Below are 20,948 nucleotides of genomic sequence, written 5' to 3'. Positions count from 1 at the left end.
AGCGTAGAAGGGATTGAATCATGTCGAACTATGTGCAGGTATTGACGACGACGGACAGCGAGGAGCATGCGCTTGAGCTTGCAGCCCGCATCACCGATGCTCGGTTGGCTGCCTGCGCTCAGGTCGTCGGGCCGATTCGCTCGCTGTACTGGTGGGATGGCAAGGTTCAGAACGAGCAGGAGTGGCAGCTCCTCATCAAGACGACTGGTGAGATCGTGCCTGCCCTCAAGAAGTTCATCAAGGAAAACCACAGCTACGACGTGCCAGAGATTATCGCGACGCCGATCATCGAGGGCAATGAGGATTACCTCGACTGGATCACCGAGCAGACGCGCCAAACTGACGCTTCGTAACTGCGAGGTCTTCCAGGAAGGATCTCACTGGATCCTTGGTTCGCCACTGGTTTACGCCCTTGGCTACCTCTTCGAACTTCGGTAGCCACATGGCGAACTCCGATTCGCGTACAGCGGCAAGGCCATCTTTGGCTATGCGGGATGCCTCGTTGATGTGGCCGTGTCTCAGGTGCGCCGCTGCGATGTCGCCGAGGACGATCGCCACGCGCTTTTGTTCGAAATCGCCGACCGATGCGATCATGTCGCTTGCGATCTCCTCGGCCTTATCGAGTCGACCCGGGATGTTGGCGTAGGTCGAGATACGGCACGAGTCGAATCGTGCTTGATCGAAAAAGCATGTCCAAGAGCGATCCTCGGCAGGGTCCGCGACGCTGAAGGCGTCTTCTGCTCGACCCCATGATTCCAGCGCTTGCTTCCTGTCACCTAGCGCCGCGCTTTCTTCGGCATGGCGTGCCGCTAGCCATGCCTCAGTCGTTGGTGAGACAGAAGCGGGTAGCACTCGTAGAGCCTCTGTGAGGAGTGCGCGGGACCGGCCATGCGCTCCCCTCATGCTGGGGATGTAGCTCTTGTAGGCCAGCAGACAAGCGTTAATTGCAGGGTCGGATGCCTCTTTGGCTGCTCTTTCTGCTGTCTCGTAGAGGGTGCGAGCAGCGGCCATGTTTCCGAAATCGCTTGCCCACCATCCAGCGAGAACGCTGCTTTCTCCTGCTGAGATGATGAGTCGCTTCCTCAGCTCATTGTGAGGGTCATCGGCCATGCCGTTGAGGAGCGTGGTCAGCTCGTTGAGATGAGCCAGAATCGCTTTGAAGAGGCTTCGTGATGGCATCACGAGGTCGAGTTGATGGAAGCCTTCCGAGCGGAGTTCCATCTCACGGACAAGGGGCTCGTCTACCGCCGCTGGCTTGGTGATTGCATAGGCAAGGCGCTCCCACATGTCGTTTCGCCCGAAGGCCATCCCTGCGCCGATGGTGGCAGCGAGTTCGAGCATTTCGCGCCGCCTCACTTCGCCTCCTCGCCTCCCAGCTTCCGTCGCGAGTTGCAATATGTCGAAAGCGTCGAGGGGGGTTTGTAAGTCGCTGCCGCCGTTCTGTGGGGTTGGGTCTGCCTCCTGCCTTGGGGCGAGACCCATGGCCCTACGAGCAGGGGCGGGCATGTTGAGCCCGTTGGCAAAGCTTTCGAAGACGGACGTCTTCTCGGGGACCCGTTTGCCGGTTTTGTACTCACTCAGACGACCTTGGGCGATACCGGTCCGAGATGCAACCTGCCCCTGAGTGACACCGTGTCTGCCAAGGATGCGGAGGATGGCCCCGAGGTCGCGGCTCTTGCAAGCCTCAAGGGTGTCCTGACGTGCGAAAACACGATCAAGGGTGTCCTGAAAGGTCTGCTGGTCAACGGCCATGGCTCGGCGTATCCGCTCCCTGGTACCGCGTTCGGGGGATCGTGACGCTCCAAGTCCATCACATCGTGCTATATCACCGTGAGATTTGCTAGGGCCCTGCCGGCTGCCAGCGTTCCGCGTGACCGGCGGAGCGCCACTCACGCAGGGTCAGAGAAACGGCTGTCCGCGCATCTCGACATGAAGCGTCCCGATCAACTTCGTGCGGACTCCCTTGGCGTGCCGTAGAGACAAAGCGGCCCCGGCCCGATGCGCCAACATCGGGGGACCCGGGGCCTGACCAGGAAGTGAGGTCCTGGCTATGGATGATCGTACGGGTGACTATGACCCGTTGGCGGCGCTGGGTGCGCACTTGTCTGCGCGTCGCCTCCAGGTCGAGCTGACCACGCGCGGTCTCAAGGTCCTGAACCCCCAGACGCAAGGGTGCTGCGTCGAGTCGTCAAGGACGAGCGACACGATCACGTGCCGCGCCCGGTCCGAGGACGGCGGTACCCGGTGGTTCTATACCTCGTGGCGGGAGCCGATCGCGCCAGCAGATCAGATCATTGACGCAAGCGTCCGCATCGTGGGCTACCTCGCAGGGACCCACGTGACGGCTCGGGCCGCATGTGGGCCCGATTGCCAAGACAGCGCATGCTGACGGGGGGCCTTCCCGTAGCGCCCGATCACTGGCATGTGGCGACGTCCCGTCGTGGGATGTGGGAGACGTTCAGTGAGCGGTATGACCGCACGAGGGCACGTGAGGTTCTGCGCAGTCTGCTCATGGCGGATGGTCGTGCAACCGGTGACACCAGGTATGACGACGCGCTACGTGCGATCGACCGTGGTTACTGCTCCTATCGGGTCGACCGGTTCTGTTACGTGGCTTTCGCCTGCGCATGCCCGCAGAAACTCAAAGAGGCTAGCGAGAAGGGGCAAGCCGAGAATGCGCGTGCTGAAGTACCGGAGGGCTTCTCGGTGCGAGGAGCTGAATCAACAAGGATGCGTCGAGGTGGCCAACGGCCCGGGGTTCGTCGCAGTGCGTGATTCAACCGACCGGAACGGCCCCGTGATCTTGGTGACCCGCCGTAACTGGCAACGCCTGATGCAGGCTGTGAACAGCGAGGCATTGTGATCACCCCTACGCGAGAGGTCCTGCTTAGGGTCGCTCTCGGCCGTGATGGGTGGACTGTGACCGCGCGCTCTGAGGGACGTCTCGGGCTCCTACGGATGGGCGGCTACCCCCGATGCGGCGTTCGCCTTCCGCTACTCGCCTGCGAGCCGCTCAGGCCCAACGGGCCGGACTGGTGGGTGTGGGTTGACCAAGATGGTCGGCACAAGCCCATCCCCATCTGTCCAGGGAACCGGATGGACGTGGCCGCGCGCTTGATACGTAACACCCTGCGCAAACTTGCCCCTGATCAGGGACTATGACTCTTACGCGCTCCCGAGCGCGATTATCTCACCGCGATATTCGACGGCGATATATATCAGCGCAGGATCTCATCCTGGGATAGGTGTGCTCCTTTCACCGGACCTACTGTCACTGGCGTAGGTTCCCCCAGTAGGTGAAAGGGAGTGATCCCCGATGATCCTCATTCTCGCGTCCATCATCGCAGTGTTTCTCGCCGGAGCCGTGTCCGGCATCTTCGCGATGCTCGTCATCGGTATCCACTCGGAAGAGCGTCGCGTCCTTCGTAACGCTACCGCCTCCTCCAGCGCGGGTATCGCCTCCCGCAGACTGCTGCGCACGCAGACGTGCGACGACCTCCCCGCCCGCGTCAAGGCTCGGAGGTAAGCAGATGAACCAAACGCAGATGCCTCGCATCATCACCGGTTTCCGGTGCGTGTGTGGTGCCCGAGTGGAGCCGGGTAACCGGAAGTGCCGCAAATGCCGCGCGCGGGCTCGCTGGCGTCGCCGCAAGCAAGGATCCCGGTTTCCCGACCTGTGGCTCTGATCCCGAAAACCGGCCATCTCCCGACTCAGTGAAGGAGGTGAGTTCCCTCAATGAACGTGTCGTTTCCGCTCTGGATGGTGCTGGCGGCCGTTATGTGGCTGGCATGGCGGTACATGAGCCTGCGCGCATGGCATGCAGTCGTCTGCTTGCTGTTCGGCTTCTTTCTGGCTGCGACAAACGCCGCACCTGAAATCCGTCGAGTGGTCACCGCGGTTCTTCAATCCCTGACCAAAACCCATTCCTGATGGCCCCGGCTTAAGGAGGGATGCCTAGTGCCCGACACTCCAAAGCCCCACACGATCGATCTCCAGGAGGCCAAACTCCGCAACATCACGGCTCGTGAAACGGTCGCCGTTCTGTCCGAGTCGATGACCTCGATGTCGCGACTTTGGGAGCACCTGAACGCCGCCCTTTCCGATACCCCCCGCCTCATCTCCGAAATCACACGGCTCCGTACCGATATCGATGCACAGCGTCTCTCGCGCGCGAATCTCCTCGCCGCTGCGCGTGCCACACTCGCCGCTCAGCGCGAGGGAGAGCCCGACCCCTTCTCATACCTGCGCGACGAGTTGGACGCGCAGGGATGGCCTCACGGGGGGCGCCCATGAGGCCACAGCAGATGCGCCGCAACGCCCGCAGGATGCGCCGCTACGGCCTACAGCCGATGGTGGTCATGAACTCCGGTGACCAACTCCCAGAAGCCGCCGCTGTCGTGTTCGCTCGGTGGCTGTGGCGGTACCGCTCCGAACTGGCACCGTTCAACGTCGCTGCGCTGGCACTGATTGCCGCGTCAGCCCTACACGCCATCCACCCGGAGTGGTGGCCATGGCTCCTCGGGGGCGCGGGCCTTGCCGCGTCGGCTCTCGTCGGAGTGGGCGAACGGCTTGGCCTTGCCCGCCGTGTCGAGCGTCTCTATGCAGCCGCTGTCACAACAGCAGTCGGTTCGTGGCTCGCGGTCGGAACGGCTCTTGGGCCGTTCGTCCGGCCCCTCCCACAGCTCCTCTTGTTGGGGATCGTCCTACTCGCCGGCCCCTGGTGGGCGCACCGTCGGCGCCGTGCCCGTGTCCGCGTCGAGCGTAAGCTCGCAGCATGGCCCGAGATCTCCGAAGCGATCGGGCTCAAGGGCTCGCGTGTCATGTCCGCCGTCGTGGACGTGTGGGGATGGCGTGCGCGCTTCGGGCTTGCACGCGGTCAGACCATCCAAGACGTGACAGGCAAGATTCCCGCACTGGAGTCGGCCCTAGGCACCTTCAGAGGTGCTGTCCGTGTCCACCCCACTCCCGACGACAAGGCCAACCGGTTCGAGCTGCGCGTTCTCGACATCGACCCGCACGCCGATGCGATCCCGTGGCCGGGCCCCTCCGTATCGTCCATCACTGAGCCAATCGACCTCGGCCCGTTCGAGGACGCCGCCCCCGCGCGCGTGCTGTTCCTGCGCCGACACGCCCTGTTCGGCGGAGCGACAGGAGCAGGCAAGAGCGGCGGAATCAACGTCTTGATGGGCAACCTCACGGCCTGCGCCGATGTGGTGGTCTGGGCGATCGATCTCAAGCGAGGAATGGAACTCAACCCTTGGTCGCCATGTATTGATCGGCTCGCGACCACCCCCGAACAGGCACGGGCCCTGCTGCGTGACGCCGTGACGGTCCTCGAAGGTCGCGCCGAATGGCTCGCAGCACGCGGTCAACGTGTGTGGGAACCAACGCCGGAGTTCCCTGCGCTGGTGATCCTCATCGACGAGTACGCCGAACTCGCCGATGATGCGCCCGACACTGCTGCCGATACCGACTCCATCGCGCGTCTCGGGCGGGCCGTCGCCGTCCAGCTCATCGCCGCGACTCAGCGCCCGACCCAGAAGGCCATGGGCGGGGGTGCCGTTCGATCGCAGATGGACATTCGCGTCAGCTTCCGCGTCCGGGAGCGTAAGGACGTCGATCTCATCCTTGGGCAAGGGATGCTCGCGGCGGGATGGCACGCACACACCCTCAACGCGCCCGGCAAGTTCCTCATCTCCGCAGCCGGCCACGACAGCCCCCGCCGTGCCCGTGCCTACCTGGTGACGGATGAGGCCGTGAGTGCGACGGTCCACCAGCACGCTGACAACCGCCCGGCTCTTGACCATGTCTCGCGGTCGGCTCTCGAAGCTGAGCGAGACAAACCGCGACAGACGGTCGCGGAGGGGGCCGGAGACGCCATACCCGAAGTGGCGGAGCCCGAGTTGCCGAAGCGTGACGAGAGCGGCTCTGAGGCCGCGCTGTGGACGCTCCTGTCAAGCGCCCCCGACGAGGGGGTCACCATCGCCCATCTCAAGAGCGCAACGGGCAAGGGCCGCTCCTGGGTCTACTACCGGCTCCAGGAGCTAGCAGACGAGGGGCGCGCCAGACAGGTCACCCGAGGACGGTGGCGCGCCACGCAGTCCAACTCGTAACGATCTGTGATCGTCCACGTCCACGTCCACTTGCGCGCGTCTGCACGTAAAGGCCCGAAACGCAGCCGTGGACATGGACGTGGACGAACACGAAACGTAACCACGGAAGGAGGTGACGAGCTTCTGATCAACACCACGTAGCCGTCCCGCGAACGCGACGAGGGGAGAGCCCTACGCCCGACAACCTCCGAGCAAGGCTCGGGAGACGAGGAGGTGAGCATGCAGGCTTACACCGTCGAACAGGTCGCCGAAATCCTCCAGATAGGACGAGACAAGATCTACTTCCTGCTTCGGACCGGCCAACTCCGCAGCATCAAGATCGGCAAGCTCCGCCGCATCACTGACCGGCACGTTGCCGAGTTCATCGCCTCACTCGAAGAGAAGACGGACATGCCGTAGAACACTGTGCTACGTTGTTCTACGTGACCTCGGGGTGCGCCCGAGAGGGAAGGCCCCGAGGTCCCGCTTCTTGATAACTCCATCGACGCGAGCGCGCTCCCGACCTGGTAAAGGTCACACAGAACCACACGAGAGGAGACGCTCACATGACCGACGACAAGACGACCCTGCCACCGGTACGCGTGGAGAAGGCGTTCAAGGATCGCCTAGTCACGTACGCCGCTTCGCAGGAGCGCGATGTGTCATGGGTCATCAGGAAAGCGATCAAGGAATACCTCGACCGACACGAGGAGGAATCCCTTGGCAAAGATCCTGATCGGTAGCTACGAAGCGACCATCTACCCGGAAGGCAACGGGTACACCGGAGCCATCTCACTCGGCTTCAAGCCGGACGGTAAGCGGAACCGGCCCAAGCGCAAGGGGCGCACCAAGACGGAGGTGAAGGAGAAGCTTAGGAAACTCATCAAAGATCTTGAGGCCGGTATCGACGGCCCTGAGAACTACACGGTCGCTGACGCGGTCAATGACTGGCTCGCCATGGGACTCAGAGGACGAGACCCGAACACGGTGACCACCAACCGCATCCTCGCCGAGAAGCACGTCATCCCGCTCATCGGCAAGGTCAAGCTCAAAGACCTGCGTGCCGACCACGTGGACGACTGGTTGGACGGGCTGAAAGGCAACCTCGCGACGCGGACCCTGCAAGGCGTTCACTCGATTCTCAAGCGATCGATCCGCTTCGCTCAGGCACGTGACCGTGTTCTCCGGAACGTCGCGGATCTCGTCACCACGCCACCGGGCAAGGCGGGACGTCCGAGCAAGGCGCTCACATTCGAGCAGGCAACGGCCGTTCTGGAGGCTGCGAAGCCGTCTCGCCTTCACGCGTACGTTGTCCTGAGCCTGCTCACCGGTGTCCGCACTGAGGAAGCCCGAGCCTTGACGTGGGATCACGTCGTCGCATGGCTGGACGACGAGAAGGCATGGGGCCCTGTGACCGCAGTTGGATTCGATCACGAACGCCTCGCGGTCCACGTTTGGCGTTCGGTCCGGGCGACCGGGGACACCAAGACCCGCAAGTCCCGACGCACCCTCGAACTCCCGGCCCAGGTAGCCGAGACGCTCCGGGAGCATCACAAGAGCCAGGCCAAGCAACGCCTCAAGGCGGGCCAGGCATGGAAGAACAACAACCTCGTTTTCTGCTCACCGACCGGTACGCCGCTCGATGCCGCCAATGTGCGGCGTGCCTTCCGGCTGATCACCAAGAAGGCAGGCATCGGGGAGCAGTGGACGCCCCGAGAGTTGCGGCACTCGTTCGTCTCGATCATGAGTGACAGCGGCGTCCCCCTGGAGAACATCGCCGATCTCTGCGGGCACTCGTCCACAGCGGTCACCGAGGAGGTCTACCGGCACCAGCTCAAGCCGGTGATCACCACGGGCGCCGAGACCATCAACAACGTCTTCGCCGCACGAGCGGCGGGGATTAGTCGCAAGAAGTCCGAAACCGTCGCGTGACGGTGGCTCCCCGTTTGGCTCCCCACGGACCTCAAAGATCGAAAAAGGGCCCCGGACGATCTCCGAGACCCTCTCTCACCTGGTACTTCAGTGTCGGGGTGGCGGGATTTGAACCCACGACCTCTTCGTCCCGAACGAAGCGCGCTGCCAAGCTGCGCTACACCCCGGTGGTGGCTGCCCGGGAGTCGTACGTGCTCCCGGCGCCTAGACCACTTTAGCGGATGTTCGGGAGTGGTGCGTCCCTGATTTCCGGGCTGTGAAGCCGGTCACGGCGCCGGACGGGGCGAGGGTGATGTCGGTCAGGCCGGCGGCGGTGAGCCAGGCGCGGAGATCGGCGGTGGTGCCGGAGGGGCCGAAGAGGCCGAAGCGGCGCATGAGGGCGAAGAGGGCGTCGTGGCGCCGGGAGGTGCCGCGGACGAGGGTGGTGCCCCGGAGGGTGCCTCCGGGGCGGAGGACGCGGGCCAGTTCGGAGACGGCCTTCGCGGGGTCGGGGAGGCAGTGGAGGCCGTTGTAGGTGAGGCAGGTGCCGAAGGCGGCGGACGGGAAGGGGAGGCGGGTGATGTCCGCCTGGACGAGGGTTCGGGCGCCGCGGCGGCGGGCTCGGTGGAGCATGGCCGGGGAGAGGTCGGCGGAGACGTGGTGGGCGGCGGGGGGCACCAGGCCGCCGCCGCAGGGGATGTCCAGGGTGGGGCCCGCGGGGCGGACGGCGAGGCTGCGCCACAGGTGCGTTATGTCGTAGCCCCACAGGAGGCGGGCGGCCAGGCGGGCGACGGTGGGGTTGTGGACGCCGGCGTCGTAGAGGGCGGCTTGGAGGTGGGCGGTCTTCCAGTTCACCGCGGGACGAGGGTGAGGAGGGACGCCTCCGGGGGGCAGCAGAAGCGCATGGGGGCCTTCGGGGACGTGCCGAGGCCGGCGGAGACGTGCAGCCAGGAGCCGCGGTGCCGGTGCAGGCCCTTGACGCGGGGCCGGTCGATGCCGCAGTTGGTGGCGAGGGCGCCGTAGAAGGGGACGCAGACCTGGCCGCCGTGGGTGTGGCCGGCGAGGAGGAGGTCGTAGCCGTCGGCGGCGAAGCGGTCGAGGTTGCGGGGCTCGGGCGAGTGCATGACGCCGAGGTGGACGTCCGCCTGCGGGTCGACGGGGCCGGCGACCTTGTCGTAGCGGTCGCGGTTGATGTGGCTGTCGTCGATCCCGCCGAACTCGACGTCGAGCTCGCCGACCTTGAGGCGTCCGATGCGGTTGTTCAGGTCGAGCCAGCCGGCGGCCTGCAGGGACGAGCCGAGCTCGCGGTAGGGCAGGTCGGGCTCGCGGCGGTGCCGCTTGTAGTCCGACTTGCTGGTGCGCCAGATGTAGCGCAGGGGGTTCTTGAAGATCGGGGAGTACAGGTCGTTGGACCCGTAGACGAAGACGCCGGGACGGTCCAGGAGGGGGCCGAGGGCGTCCAGGAAGGGGCCGATCGCGTCGCGGTGCGAGAGCGTGTCGCCGGTGTTGACGACGAGGTCGGGCTCCAGGGCGTCCAGGGAGCGGACCCAGTGGATGAGGCGGGAGCGTCCGGGCGTCAGGTGCGCATCGGAGATGTGCAGGATCTTGACCGAGGGGCGGCCGGGCGGCAGCACCGGCACGTCGAACCGGCGGAGCCGGAACCAGTTCCGCTCGATCACCGAGGCGTACCCGAAGGTAGCGGCGCCCGCGCCCAGGAGGCCGAGGGACGCGGCGTAGATCTTTCGCACGGTTCTCCCTTCTCTGGTTCCCATGGTTCCAGAGATGGGCACCTCGCGGTAATCCTGATGAGGCGGCCGGGTTCGTGCGGGCATGATGTGACCATGAGTGCCCTGAAGGAGAAGCTCGAGACCGACCTGTCGGCGGCGATGAAGGCGCGCGACGACGTCCGCACGCGGACGCTGCGGATGGCGCTGACGGCCGTGAAGAACGAGGAGGTCGCCGGCAAGCGGTCGCGCGAGCTGTCCGACGACGACGTGGTGAAGGTGCTGACCCGGGAGGCGAAGAAGCGCCGGGAGGCCGCGACGGCGTTCGGGGACGCGGGCCGCGCCGAGCAGGCGCAGGCGGAGCGGGACGAGGGCGCGGTGCTGGAGGAGTACCTGCCGGCGCAGCTGTCCGACGAGGAGCTGACCGCGCTGGTCGCGGACGCCATCGCCGAGACGGGCGCGGCGGGGCCGCGGGCGATGGGGCAGGTCATGAAGGTCGTGAACCCGAAGGTCGCGGGTCGCGCCGAGGGCGGGCGTGTCGCCGCGGAGGTCAAGCGGCAGCTCGCGGAGTGAGCGAAGGGCCCGGCGGTCGCCGGGCCCTTCCCGTGCCCGGCGTTCGCCGGGCTCTTGTCATGCCCGGCGTTCGCCGGGCCTCGCGTCGTCAGTTGCCGGGCGGCGGCCAGCCGGGGTAGCCCTGGCCGTTGCCGTTCCCGCGTCCGTTCCCGCCTCCGCCGGCCTTCTTGCCGCTGCTGATGTAGAGGATGACGGTGGTGCCGGGCGGGACCTCGGTGCCCGCGTCCGGCGAGGTGGACACGACCGTGCCCTTCGGCTGGTCGGAGTCGACGGACCCGGACGCGACCTGCACCTTGAGGTCGGCGCCCAGCAGCTTGGCCCGGGCCGCGGCGACCTTCATGCCCTTCACCTTCGGGACGCTGGTGGTGTCGCCGAAGTCGCGGGACGGGGTGTTGAAGTCGGGGGCGGGCTTGCCGGCCAGGGCGGACTCCATGCTCTGCTGCCACATGGCGCCGGGGGTGTCCGCGCCGTACACGCCGTACACCTTGTACTGCCAGGGGCCGCGGTAGTCCCAGTAGGCGGTGGCGGCGGCCATGTTCGGGGTGAAGCCGGCGAACACGGCGCAGGTGAACTCCTCACAGGTGCCGGTCTTGCCGGCGGCCGGGCGGCCGATGCTGCGCCCGGCGGCGGTGCCCTTGGTGAGGACGCCCTTGAGGATCGAGTTGACCTTGTCGGCGACGGCCTGGTCGACGGCCTGGTGGCAGTCCTGCTTGGGCAGCTTCAGCTGCTTGCCGTCGGAGTCGATGACCTGCGTGACCGACAGGGGCGAGCAGTACTTGCCGCGGGCGGCGAAGCCCGCGTAGGCGGCGGCGAGGTGCACCATGTCGATGTCGTTGCTGCCGAGGACCTGCGACGGGACCGGCGCGATGTCCTCCCCGTTGCCCCGCTTCATGCCGAACGCCTTGGCCATGGCGACGGCGTCGCAGACGCCGACGCGCTTCTCCAGCTGGGCGTAGAACGTGTTGACCGAGTGCCAGGTCGCGGTCTTGAGGTCGAAGTTGCCCGCCTCGCTGTCACCGGCGTTGTGGAGCGTCCAGGTGCCGCCGCCGGCCATCTGGTTCTTGTACTTCACCCCGTTGATGGTCCCGGTGTACTTGCAGGGCTGGAAGCCGCCGACGGTCGTCGTCTGCGGCGAGTTGATGGTGGTGCTGACCGGGATGCCCTCGTCCAGCGCCGCGGCGAGCGTGAACGTCTTGAACGTCGACCCGGCGGACACGCCGGTGCCGCCGCCGTGGTGGGAGTCGGCGGGCAGGTTGATGGTGGTGCGGCCCTTGCCGGCGCCGAACCGCTTGCTCAGCCCGATCGCCTTGATCCGGCCGGTGCCGGGCTCGACCATCGCCTCGGCGCCGACGCGGTTGCCGGCCGGCGCGACGTTGCCGCGCAGCGCCCGGTCGACGGCGTTCTGCGCCTTCATGTCGAGGGTGGTGCGGATCGTGTAGCCGCCGCGGTTCAGCTTGTTGACGACGGTCTCCTGCTCCTTCGGCGTCATCGACCAGTACTTGCCGTTGGAGAGGATGTCGAGCATGTCGTACTTGACGTACTCGCAGAAGTACGGCGCCTTGCTGGACTCGCAGCCGCCCACCGGGTCGGTGCGGTTCAGCAGGATCGGCTTGGCGGCCTCGGCGTCCGCCTGCGCCTTGGAGATGTCCCCGAGCTGCGCCATCCGGTAGAGGACGATGTCGCGCCGCTTGCGGGCCTCCTTCGGGTTGCGGATCGGGTCGTACAGGGTGGGGTTCTGCGTGACGCCGGCCAGCAGCGCGGCCTGCCCGAGGCTCAGCTTGGACGCGGGGACGCTGAAGTAGCGCTTGGCGGCGGCCTGGATGCCGTACGCGCCGGCGCTGAAGTACGCGACGTTCAGGTAGCCCTCGAGGATCTGGTCCTTGGTCATGTGCTGCTCGATGTCGAGCGCGTAGCGCAGCTCGCGCAGCTTGCGGCCGACGGTCGGGGCCGTGACCTCCTTGTACTCCTGCTCGGTCGTCGCCTGGTCGACGAGCAGGTTCTTCACGTACTGCTGGGTGAGGGTGGACCCGCCCTGCGTCTGCTCGGACTCGACGTTGGAGGCCAGCGCGCGGATGGTGCCCTTGAGGTCGAGGGCGCCGTGCTTGTAGAAGCGCGAGTCCTCGATGTCGACCATCGCCTGCCGCATGATGGGGGCGACCTGGTCGAGCCGGACGGACTCGCGGTACTTGTCGAAGAACGTGGCGATCTGCTTGCCGTTCGCGTCGTACATCACCGTCTTCTCCGACGGCGGTGTCGTCTTGAGGGCGCTGTCCATGTTCTCGAAGTTGTTCGCGGCGTCGCGCGCGGTCAGTCCCGCGCTGCCGACGCCGGGCAGCGCGATGAACGCGACCAGGACTCCCGCCACGACACCCGCTCCCAACAGCCTGAACAGCGTGGAGAAGGCCTTACCCCGAGCTAGCTTCGCATCGCGCACGGGGTCTAGGGTACGCGGGACGACCAGTGCATACGGGACAGGTCCCCCGGGCCTGGGCGCAGCGGGCCGCGGGCGCAGGATGTTCGTCCGGTATGTGCCCCTCGTGACAACCTGCGCCGTGTCTGGCGCGTCAACTACAGGTAACTAGTCCGTTCCGGCGGTATGGCCCCGGTGGGCTATATCGAGAATGGGCCCATCGGGGTCTGTTGAATCGTCCCTCGCTTCCGTAAGTTCTTCCCCACGGCTTTCGTTTGGCGGCCTGACGTCCGCGCCCGTCCGGCCAAGGAGCGCAAATCGACACAGACCCTAGGGGAGTGGGGCCAAGATGTGGATCACGGATTGGACCGCCCGCGCCGCCTGCCGTAACGCGGATCCGGACGCCCTGTTCGTTCAGGGAGCGGCGCAGAACCGGGCCAAGCTCATCTGCCGCGGCTGCCCGGTGCGCACGGAGTGTCTCGCCGACGCCCTCGACAACAGGATCGAGTTCGGCGTCTGGGGCGGCATGACCGAGCGGGAGCGTCGCGCGCTCCTGCGCCGGCGGCCGGACGTGCGTTCGTGGCGCGACCTGCTGGAGACCGCCAAGGAGGAGTACGAGCGGTCGGTCGAGGCCGACGAGGAAGAGCTCGTCGCGAGCTGAGCGGGACTCGGCACCGGTTGGGATGACGCCCACGGCCCGTCCGGTGGACGGGTGAGGGCACGGACGGGCCGCCAGGTCCGTCCGGCGACGGCAGGTGACCGCGAGGTCCACCTGAGTGCGGCTGCGGGCCCGTACCGATGAGGTACGGGCCTGCCGCCGCGCCTGCCCATGCTCACACCGCGCAGTGGCGCGTGTGCGCTGGGCTCGCCGGTCATGCCTTCAGGGGCTGCACGGTGAACTGGTAGTCGTAGCGGATGAGGTCGTCCTCGCCGAGGACGAGGAACGCCCGCGCGGCCCACGCGACGTCGCCGTCCTTCGTCACGAGCCGGACGGTGAACGTGACGGCGTCGTGGTGGCCGGACACGTCGCCCGCCGGCACCACGGCGAACTCGCGGCCGACCACGAACTCGTCGTAGGCCTCGGTGATCCTGTCCTCCAGTTCCGCGTGGCCGCTGAACCGCGCGGACTCGACGAGCTCCACGCCGTCCTCCGCCCACAGCGCGGCGATGGCGGCGCGGCGCCTGCCGGCGTCGGGTTCGCTCCACACCGCGACGTAGCGGCGGGCGATGTCCTCGATCGTGGCGGGCGGCAGCCCGTGGTCGGTCGCCTGCGTCATCGTCGGTCTCCTTCCGTCGGCCCGGCGGGCCGTCGCGACCGACGCTCCCGGCTGCCGCACGGGCAGGGTCAAGCCGGACGCGCGGCGAGGACTCTCCCCCAAGGGGAGACCGCACAATGGGCGGCATGACGTACCTGTCCATCGGGGACTTCTCGCGCGCCACCCACATGAGCGTGAAGACGCTGCGGCACTACCACCGGGTCGGGCTGCTCGAACCCGCCCACGTGGACCCGGCCACCGGCTACCGCCGCTACACCGCCGAGCAGATCCCGACCGCGCAGGTCATCCGCCGTTTCCGCGACCTCGGCATGCCGCTGGACGACATCGACGCGGTGCTCGCGGCGCCGGACGTGCACGCCCGCAACGAGCGGATCGTCGCGCACCTGCACCGGCTGGAGGACGACCTCGGGCGGACGCGGCGCGCCGTCGCCGCGCTGCGCGACCTCCTCGCGCCTCCCCCGGCGGACGCGTCCGCGAACGTCGAACTGCGCGGCGTGCCGGCGGTGCGCGCCGCGGCCGTCACCGGCGTCGTCGACGTCGCCGACATGGCCGCGTGGTTCGAGGGCGCGCTGGGCGAGTTGTACGGGACCCTCGCGGCGCAGGGCGTGCAGGAGACCGGCCATGCCGGCGGTGTCTTCGCGGACGAGGTGTACACGCGGCATCGCGGCGAGATGACCATCTTCGTGCCGTGCGCCGGGACCGTCCGCCCGATGGGCCGCGTCGTCCCGCATGAGGTGCCGGCGGCGGAGCTCGCCGTCATCACGCACCACGGACCGCCCGCCGAGGCGGACCGTTCCTACGGCCTGCTCGCCGCGTACGTCTCGCGGCACGCGCTCGCGGTGGACGGCCCGATGCGCGAGTACTACCTCGTCGGCCGCCGCGACACCCCGGACTCGTCCCGCTGGCGCACCGAGATCGGCTGGCCCGTCTTCCAGACCGCCCCGGCCCCCGCCGACCCACCCGCCCCACCCCACCCCGCACGAACGGACTAGCCCGGACGGGCGCGTCCTCGGGGCCCAACCTGGTGCTGCCTCACGCGTCCCGGCACCCCTGACGGCCCGGATGTCCGCGGAACCGCACGAGTCACGCGCCCTGGAGGAACGCGGTGCCGAGGGTCTGGAGCAGCCGGAACGTCTTCTCGGCGCGCTCGCGGAACCCCCCGAACATGGTGTCGAACGCGGCGACGAACGTCTGGTGACGCCACCGCTCCCGCGACGAGGCGCCGGACGTGGCACGAGCCGCAGCCGCGGAAGTTGGTGGTCGGGGGCCCGAGCCGTCGCGCGAGCGCGCTATCTGACCGGCGGGGCGATGCCGGAGGCGAGCCCCGCCGGGAAGCTCGCGAAGCGAGGTCGCGCTCGCCCAAGCACGGTCAAGCGCCGAGCCGCTAGGCGAGGCGCTTGGGCCGGGCTTGCGGAGACACAGCCGCTAGGCGAGGCGCTTGGGCCGGGATTGCGAAAATACAGCGAGGTCTTCGCCGACCTGGCGGAGGCCGTCGAGGTCGTGGACGTCTTCGGCCTGGGCGGGGACGGCGGTGACCGGGACGGTCGGGTGCGTCGAGGCGAAGTGGTCGCGGAGGCGCTCCTCGCGCGCGGCGAGCTGCATCCGGTCGGTGTGCAGGCGGAGCAGCGCGGCGGTCAGCGTGTGCTCGCCGCGTTCCTCCAGGGTCTCGGCGGCGGCCTGGCTGCGCGCGGCGGACAGCCCGTCGGCGGCGGACTCGTGGACGCGGTTGACGACGAGTCCGGCGAGCGGCATCCGCTCCTCGGCGAGCCGCTCGACGAAGTAGGACGCCTCGCGGAGCGCGTCCGGTTCGGGCGCGGCGACGACGAGGAACGCGGTGCCGGGGGTCTGGAGCAGCCGGAACGTCTTCTCGGCGCGCTCGCGGAACCCGCCGAACATGGTGTCGAACGCGGCGACGAACGTCTGCACGTCGCGGAGCAGCTGGACGCCGAGGACCTTGTTGATCGCGCCGGTGAACATGCCGAACCCGGCGCTGATCACCTTGACGCCGAACCGTCCGCCGGTCTTGGCGGGGGCGGCGAGGATCTTCATGAAGCGGCCGTCGAGGAAGCGGCCCATCCGCTCGGGCGCGTCCAGGAAGTCGAGGGCGTTCCGGGACGGCGGGGTGTCGACGATGATCAGGTCCCAGGCGCCGGAGCGGTGCAGCTGCCCGAGCTTCTCCATCGCCATGTACTCCTGCGTGCCGGACAGGGACGAGGAGAGCGACTGGTAGAAGGGGTTGGCGAGGATCTGCTTGGCCCGGTCGGGGTCGGCGTGCGCCTCGACGATCTCGTCGAAGGTCCGCTTCATGTCGAGCATCATGGCGTGGAGCTCGCCGTCGCCGTCGATCTCGATCCTGCGCGGGTTGTTGTCGAGCTCGGACAGCCCCATGGACTGGGCGAGGCGGCGCGCCGGGTCGACGGTGAGGACGACGACGTCGCGGCCGCGCTCGGCGGCCCGCACGCCGAGGGCCGCGGCGGTGGTGGTCTTGCCCACGCCGCCGGACCCGCAGCACACGATGATCTTGGTGCGCGGGTCGTCGAGGAGCGCGTCGACGTCCAGCGCGGGCGGGTTCTTGGCCGGGCTCATTCGGTCTCCAGGATCACGCGGGTTTCCTGCGGGAGGCGCCCCGGCACGCCCCTCGGCGAGGACGGCCTCGGGACCTCGATTCGCCCGGTCATGCGGCGCCTTGGGCGCGGAGGGCGGCGGCCAGGTCGTACAGGCCGGCGAGGTCCATGCCGTCGGACAGCATCGGGAGCGTGTAGCGGGGCCGGTCGACGGACTCCAGGCGCTCCTTCTCGCGGCGCTGCAGCGCGGTGCGGCGGGCGTGCTCGCCGGCCTCGGCGGCCAGGACCGCGGCGACGGACTCGGCGTCGTGCTCCAGCCCGGCGGCCTTCACGCCGCGCAGGATCTCGTCGGTGTCGAGGGTGCCGGCGGCGGCCGCGGCGAGGTCGTCCTCGGACAGGACGGGCTGGTGCTCCATGTTGACGATGACGCCGCCGACGGGCAGCCCGACCCCGGTCAGCTCGCGGATGCCGTCCATCGTCTCCTGGACGGGCATCTCCTCCAGCAGCGTGACGAAGTGGACCGCGGTCTCGGGGCTGCGGACGACCTTCATCACGGTGTCGGCGTGGTTGCGGACCGGGCCGACCTTGGCGAGCCCGGAGACCTCGTCGTTGACGTTGAGGAACTTGGTGATCCGGCCGGTGGGCGGGGCGTCCATGACGACGGCGTCGTAGATGAACGTGCCGTCCTTCTTCCTGCGCCGGACGGACTCGGAGGTCTTGCCGGTGAGGATCACGTCGCGCAGGCCGGGGGCGATGGTGGTGACGAAGTCGACGATGCCGAGCTTGGTCATCGCCTTCCCGGCGCGCTTGAGGTTGTAGAACATCTCGAGGTACTCGATGAGCGCCTCTTCGGTGTCGACGGCGAGCGCGTAGACGTCGCCGCCGTCGGGCGCGACCGCGACGCGGCGCTCCTCGTAGGGCAGCGGCGGGCAGTCGAAGAGCTGGGCGATGCCCTGGCGTCCCTCCACCTCGACGAGCAGGACCTTGCGGCCGCCGGAGGCCAGGGCCAGGGCGAGTGCGGCCGCGACGGTGGTCTTCCCCGTCCCGCCCTTGCCGGTGACGACGTGGAGGCGTACGCCGTCCCAGTCGGTGTCTCTCGCGCTCACCCGATCGACCATATCGTTCACTCGGCAAGGACTTTAGAGGGCGCCCTCCCTGATGCAAGTGATCCCTGACACGATGCCCTGCGCGTCGGTAGATCGCTCGCCGGGGCCGTTGTGCCGGGCGTTCCCGCGAGGTTAGCTGGGAAACGTGAGGCCGGCTCTCGGGCCGGGTACGTCCGCACCCCGACGGGTACGGACCGTCCACGAGCGAAAGGTGGCCCTGATGGCAACGGTGGCCCTGATCATTGTGCTGATCGTCGTGGTGGGCGGTTTGATCACGCTCGCCTCGTCGCTGCGCGTCGTGCAGCAGTTCGAGCACGGCATCGTGTTCCGGTTCGGCCAGGTGCAGCGCGGGGGGCACCTGCGGCCGGGCGCCGTCCGCCGCCCCGGCCTGACGGCGATCATCCCGTACGCCGAGCGGATGCAGAAGGTGAACCAGCAGACGGTCACGATGGGGGTGCCGGCGCAGGACGGCATCACCCAGGACAACGTGAGCGTGCGGGTGGACGCGGTCGTCTACTTCCGGGTGGTCGACCCGGTGAAGGCGATCGTGAACGTGCAGAACTACGGGTACGCGATCTCGCAGGTGGCGCAGACGTCGCTGCGGTCGGCGATCGGCCAGGCGGACATGCAGGAGCTGCTCGGCGAGCGCGAGAAGATCAACGTCCGGCTGCGCTCGATCATCGACGAGATCACCCAGGATCCGTGGGGGATCCTGATCGAGCGGGTGGAGATCAAGGACGTCTCGCTGCCGGAGGGCATGAAGCGGTCCATGGCCCGGCAGGCGGAGGCGGAACGGGAGCGGCGCGCCCGCATCATCACGGCGGACGGCGAGTTCCAGGCGTCCAAGCGGCTGGCCGCGGCGGCGGAGATCATGTCGCAGGACCCGGCGGCGCTGCAGCTGCGGCTGCTGCAGACGGTCGTGGAGGTGTCTGCGGAGAAGAACAGCACGCTGGTGATGCCGCTGCCGGTGGAGATCCTGCGGTTCTTCGACAAGATGAGCGGCGGCGCGGACGGCGGGTCGAAGTCCGAGGCGAACCGGCTGGACCTGCGGGAGCGGCTCGCGAAGGCGGAGGAGGACCTGGCGAAGGCGGCGGAGCAGCCGTCGACGCTGGAGTCGGCGGAGGACGTCCCTCCGGTCATCGGGCTGGACGAACCGCGGCCGCGGCACGGGGCGGCGCGGGACGAGCGGTCCGGCGAGGTGCGGGGGCCGAAGGAGGGCGAGCGGCGCGGCATCGAGGGCGGCGACCGCCCGGCCGGGGGCGGCTCTCGCGAGCAGGAGCCTCCCACCGACTTCTGACGCCCGCCGCCTCCCCGTTCACGCGCGCCCGCCCGCCGCGGGCGCGCGTGACGCGTGCGCCCCCGAGGCGGCCGGGGATCAGGGTGCCGCGGGGACGGGCCCGGGTCCGGTCTGGGCGGCCTTCGGCATGGTCAGCGCCCGCACGCCGGGGACCGCGGCCGTCCCCAGGCAGCTCGCGCCGACCAGCACCGCGCTGATCATGAGGGGGACGGACGGGCCCCACGTGGACGCGGCCCACGGGGCGAGCGCGTAGCCGAGCGGCGCGGCGCCGAGGGAGAGCAGCCAGTCGTAGGAGGTGACGCGCGCCAGCGACCGCTGCGGGATGGTCAGCTGGACGACGGTCTCCCACGTGGGGTTCAGCACGCCGAGCCCGGTGAGCGCCAGCCCGTACGCCGCGATGACCAGCGGGGCGGGCGCGGCGACCGCCAGCAGCGCGAGCGGCAGCGCGAACGCGGCGAGGCCGAGGTTGGCGACGAGCACCGGCCGGTGCGGCCGGACGCGGGCGGCCAGCAGCGCGCCCGCGACCAGGCCGACCGCGCCGACCTGCACGGTCGCGACCCAGGTGCCCTCGCCGCCGAGCCGGTCGACGGCGATGGCGGGACCGAGGGTGAGCAGCACGGCGGACGCGCCGTTCCAGGCCGCGTGCGCGATGAGGCTGGTCCAGTACCAGTCGCGGGAGCGGACCTCGCCCCAGCCTTCGGCGAGGTCGCGGAGCAGGCGGCGGGCCGATCCGCCGTCCGTCCGGTCCGGGGCCGGGGCGCGGCGGACGCGGGCGAGGGCGAGCAGCGCCGCGCTGGCGGCGAACGAGGCGGAGTCGATCAGGAACGTCCAGCCGGGCCCGGCGGTGAGGATGAGGGTGCCGGCGAGCGCGGGGCCCGCCAGGCGGGTGGCGCCGTTGGCGGTGCCGAGCAGGGCGTTGGCCTTCCGCAGCCCGCCGGCCTCGACCGTGCCGGTGATCACCGGGGAGATCGTCGGGGTCTGGAAGGCCGACGCGGCGCCGCCGACCGCCTGGGCGGCGGCGAGGTGCCAGAGCCGGGGGTGGCCGCCGAGCAGCTCGATCGCGGCGAACAGCTGGGCTCCGCAGCCGGCGAGGTCGGTGGCGACGGCGACGGTGCGGGCGTCGAGCCGGTCGGCGAGGACGCCGCCGACGGGCAGCAGGAGCAGGCGCGGCACCATCGCGCAGCCGAGCACGAGGGCGAGCGCGGACGTGGAGCCGGTGGCGCGCAGCACGGCGAGGGCGAGCGCCGCGGGCACGGCGGCGTCGCCGGTGAGGGACAGCACGCGGGCGGTGAACAGCAGCCGGAAGTCGCGGCCGCGCAGGGGGTGGGCCATGCGCCGCAATGTAATTCGCTGCCGAACTATTCGTCAAAGAATTATTCGCCGATGAAGTAGCGAGGGTCGTACGATCCGTGCATGGACGGCAGCAGGGACGGCGGCGGGGGCGGCAGGGACGGCGCGGACGACCCGGCCGGCGCGGGCGGGCCGCGCGACCGGACCGACGAGCACGTCGCGCGGTGGGCGCGGATCCTCACCGACCTCGATCCCGACATCGAGGGCGCCGTCACCCGGATGATCCGCTTCGTGGAGCACATCAGGCGGGTGAAGGACCGGTCGCTCCTGGAGTACGACCTGCACCGGCACGAGTACGACACCCTGCTGGCGCTCGGCGGACGGCACGGCGCCGCCGCCCCGTCGGAGCTCGCCGCCGACCTCGGCATGCCGCCGAACTCGGTCACCGGCCGGCTGGACGCGTTGGAGCGGCGCGGGTTCGTCCGCCGGACCCCGTCGGCCACGGACCGGCGGCGCGTCCTGGTCGAGCTGACCGAGGAGGGGCGCGCCGCGTGGCTCGGCGCGATGGGCGGCGTCGGGCACGAGGAGTACCGGCTGCTCGGCGGCCTCACCGCGGACGAGCGCCGCACGCTGTCGGACCTCCTGCGGCGCGTCATGGTGCGCGCCGAGCAGGAGGTCCGGGAGGAGTGACGGGAGCCGCGAG

Annotated in this window: 21 protein-coding genes and 1 tRNA gene; 13 read left to right on the top strand and 9 right to left on the bottom strand. The window is 68.9% G+C overall.

Annotated features, from left to right (window positions below; translation table 11 throughout):
• The first annotated feature begins 20 nt into the window (after positions 1-20).
• Positions 21-353, top strand: a complete 333-nt coding sequence (cutA, locus tag J4557_RS07090; protein ID WP_208265621.1) for a divalent-cation tolerance protein CutA — start codon at positions 21-23, stop codon at positions 351-353.
• Here cutA and J4557_RS07085 read toward each other — a convergent pair.
• On the bottom strand, positions 319-1,752 hold the full coding sequence (locus tag J4557_RS07085; RefSeq protein ID WP_208265620.1) for a helix-turn-helix domain-containing protein: 1,434 nt from the start codon (positions 1,750-1,752) through the stop codon (positions 319-321). The genes cutA and J4557_RS07085 overlap by 35 nt on opposite strands.
• Positions 1,753-2,674: 922 nt before the next feature.
• On the opposite strand from J4557_RS07085, the gene J4557_RS07080 reads away from it, so the two are divergent.
• The 7 genes from J4557_RS07080 (at position 2,675) to J4557_RS07050 (ending at position 8,025) form a co-directional block, all read left to right on the top strand.
• A complete protein-coding gene (locus tag J4557_RS07080; protein ID WP_208265619.1) occupies positions 2,675-2,863 on the top strand; it encodes a DUF397 domain-containing protein in 189 nt (62 codons plus the stop codon).
• 453 nt (positions 2,864-3,316) lie between these two features.
• The gene (locus J4557_RS07075; protein ID WP_208265618.1) at positions 3,317-3,526 is read left to right on the top strand and encodes a hypothetical protein; all 210 of its coding nucleotides are present in this window, start codon (positions 3,317-3,319) and stop codon (positions 3,524-3,526) included.
• A gap of 210 nt (positions 3,527-3,736) precedes the next feature.
• Positions 3,737-3,931, top strand: a complete 195-nt coding sequence (locus J4557_RS07070) for a hypothetical protein (RefSeq protein ID WP_208265617.1) — start codon at positions 3,737-3,739, stop codon at positions 3,929-3,931.
• Positions 3,932-4,290: 359 nt separating this feature from the next.
• Positions 4,291-6,114, top strand: coding sequence for an FtsK/SpoIIIE domain-containing protein (locus J4557_RS07065; protein WP_208265616.1), 1,824 nt, complete (start codon positions 4,291-4,293; stop codon positions 6,112-6,114).
• 219 nt (positions 6,115-6,333) lie between these two features.
• A complete protein-coding gene (locus tag J4557_RS07060; protein ID WP_208265615.1) occupies positions 6,334-6,513 on the top strand; it encodes a helix-turn-helix domain-containing protein in 180 nt (59 codons plus the stop codon).
• Positions 6,514-6,659: 146 nt separating this feature from the next.
• The gene (locus J4557_RS07055; RefSeq protein ID WP_208265614.1) at positions 6,660-6,836 is read left to right on the top strand and encodes a CopG family ribbon-helix-helix protein; all 177 of its coding nucleotides are present in this window, start codon (positions 6,660-6,662) and stop codon (positions 6,834-6,836) included.
• Positions 6,814-8,025, top strand: a complete 1,212-nt coding sequence (locus tag J4557_RS07050) for a site-specific integrase (protein WP_243775402.1) — start codon at positions 6,814-6,816, stop codon at positions 8,023-8,025. The genes J4557_RS07055 and J4557_RS07050 overlap by 23 nt, the downstream gene beginning before the upstream one ends.
• A 93-nt stretch (positions 8,026-8,118) precedes the next feature.
• Here the strand turns inward: J4557_RS07050 and J4557_RS07045 are convergent.
• The 3 genes from J4557_RS07045 to J4557_RS07035 form a co-directional block, all read right to left on the bottom strand.
• Positions 8,119-8,192 (bottom strand) — tRNA-Pro (locus tag J4557_RS07045).
• A gap of 37 nt (positions 8,193-8,229) precedes the next feature.
• Positions 8,230-8,859, bottom strand: coding sequence for a class I SAM-dependent methyltransferase (locus tag J4557_RS07040; protein ID WP_208265612.1), 630 nt, complete (start codon positions 8,857-8,859; stop codon positions 8,230-8,232).
• Complete coding sequence (locus J4557_RS07035; protein WP_372442450.1) at positions 8,856-9,752, bottom strand: metallophosphoesterase; 897 nt, start codon at positions 9,750-9,752, stop codon at positions 8,856-8,858. Before J4557_RS07035 ends, J4557_RS07040 begins: the two co-directional genes overlap by 4 nt.
• Positions 9,753-9,845: 93 nt before the next feature.
• Between J4557_RS07035 and J4557_RS07030 the strand changes: the two genes are divergently transcribed.
• On the top strand, positions 9,846-10,301 hold the full coding sequence (locus J4557_RS07030; RefSeq protein ID WP_208265611.1) for a GatB/YqeY domain-containing protein: 456 nt from the start codon (positions 9,846-9,848) through the stop codon (positions 10,299-10,301).
• Between the two features lie 88 nt (positions 10,302-10,389).
• On the opposite strand, the gene J4557_RS07025 is transcribed toward J4557_RS07030, so the two are convergent.
• The gene (locus J4557_RS07025) at positions 10,390-12,666 is read right to left on the bottom strand and encodes a penicillin-binding protein (RefSeq protein WP_208265610.1); all 2,277 of its coding nucleotides are present in this window, start codon (positions 12,664-12,666) and stop codon (positions 10,390-10,392) included.
• Positions 12,667-13,060: 394 nt separating this feature from the next.
• Here J4557_RS07025 and J4557_RS07020 point away from each other — a divergent pair, with 394 nt between their 5' ends.
• Complete coding sequence (locus J4557_RS07020; protein WP_151540244.1) at positions 13,061-13,372, top strand: WhiB family transcriptional regulator; 312 nt, start codon at positions 13,061-13,063, stop codon at positions 13,370-13,372.
• 211 nt (positions 13,373-13,583) lie between these two features.
• Here the strand turns inward: J4557_RS07020 and J4557_RS07015 are convergent, their stop codons facing one another.
• A complete protein-coding gene (locus J4557_RS07015) occupies positions 13,584-13,988 on the bottom strand; it encodes a hypothetical protein (protein ID WP_208265609.1) in 405 nt (134 codons plus the stop codon).
• Between the two features lie 125 nt (positions 13,989-14,113).
• On the opposite strand from J4557_RS07015, the gene J4557_RS07010 reads away from it, so the two are divergent.
• Complete coding sequence (locus tag J4557_RS07010; protein ID WP_208265608.1) at positions 14,114-14,980, top strand: MerR family transcriptional regulator; 867 nt, start codon at positions 14,114-14,116, stop codon at positions 14,978-14,980.
• Positions 14,981-15,413: 433 nt separating this feature from the next.
• Here the strand turns inward: J4557_RS07010 and bagB are convergent, their stop codons facing one another.
• Both bagB and bagA read right to left on the bottom strand, forming a co-directional pair.
• Positions 15,414-16,574: an ATPase BagB gene (gene bagB / locus J4557_RS07005; protein ID WP_208265607.1), complete on the bottom strand. Its 1,161-nt coding sequence runs from the start codon at positions 16,572-16,574 to the stop codon at positions 15,414-15,416.
• A gap of 88 nt (positions 16,575-16,662) precedes the next feature.
• Positions 16,663-17,658: an ATPase BagA gene (bagA, locus tag J4557_RS07000; protein ID WP_307799491.1), complete on the bottom strand. Its 996-nt coding sequence runs from the start codon at positions 17,656-17,658 to the stop codon at positions 16,663-16,665.
• Between the two features lie 220 nt (positions 17,659-17,878).
• Here bagA and J4557_RS06995 point away from each other — a divergent pair, with 220 nt between their 5' ends.
• Positions 17,879-18,955, top strand: coding sequence for a slipin family protein (locus J4557_RS06995; RefSeq protein WP_208265606.1), 1,077 nt, complete (start codon positions 17,879-17,881; stop codon positions 18,953-18,955).
• A gap of 78 nt (positions 18,956-19,033) precedes the next feature.
• Here J4557_RS06995 and J4557_RS06990 read toward each other — a convergent pair whose 3' ends face one another.
• Complete coding sequence (locus J4557_RS06990; RefSeq protein ID WP_208265605.1) at positions 19,034-20,287, bottom strand: MFS transporter; 1,254 nt, start codon at positions 20,285-20,287, stop codon at positions 19,034-19,036.
• Between the two features lie 81 nt (positions 20,288-20,368).
• Here J4557_RS06990 and J4557_RS06985 point away from each other — a divergent pair, with 81 nt between their 5' ends.
• Positions 20,369-20,935 carry a MarR family winged helix-turn-helix transcriptional regulator gene (locus J4557_RS06985; RefSeq protein ID WP_208265604.1) on the top strand — a complete coding sequence of 189 codons (567 nt, stop codon included), beginning with the start codon at positions 20,369-20,371 and terminating at the stop codon, positions 20,933-20,935.
• The last annotated feature ends 13 nt before the right edge of the window (positions 20,936-20,948 follow it).

Source organism: Actinomadura nitritigenes (genome assembly GCF_017573545.1).
Lineage (GTDB): Bacteria > Actinomycetota > Actinomycetes > Streptosporangiales > Streptosporangiaceae > Spirillospora > Spirillospora nitritigenes.
This window is presented reverse-complemented; position numbering and strand designations above follow the sequence as displayed.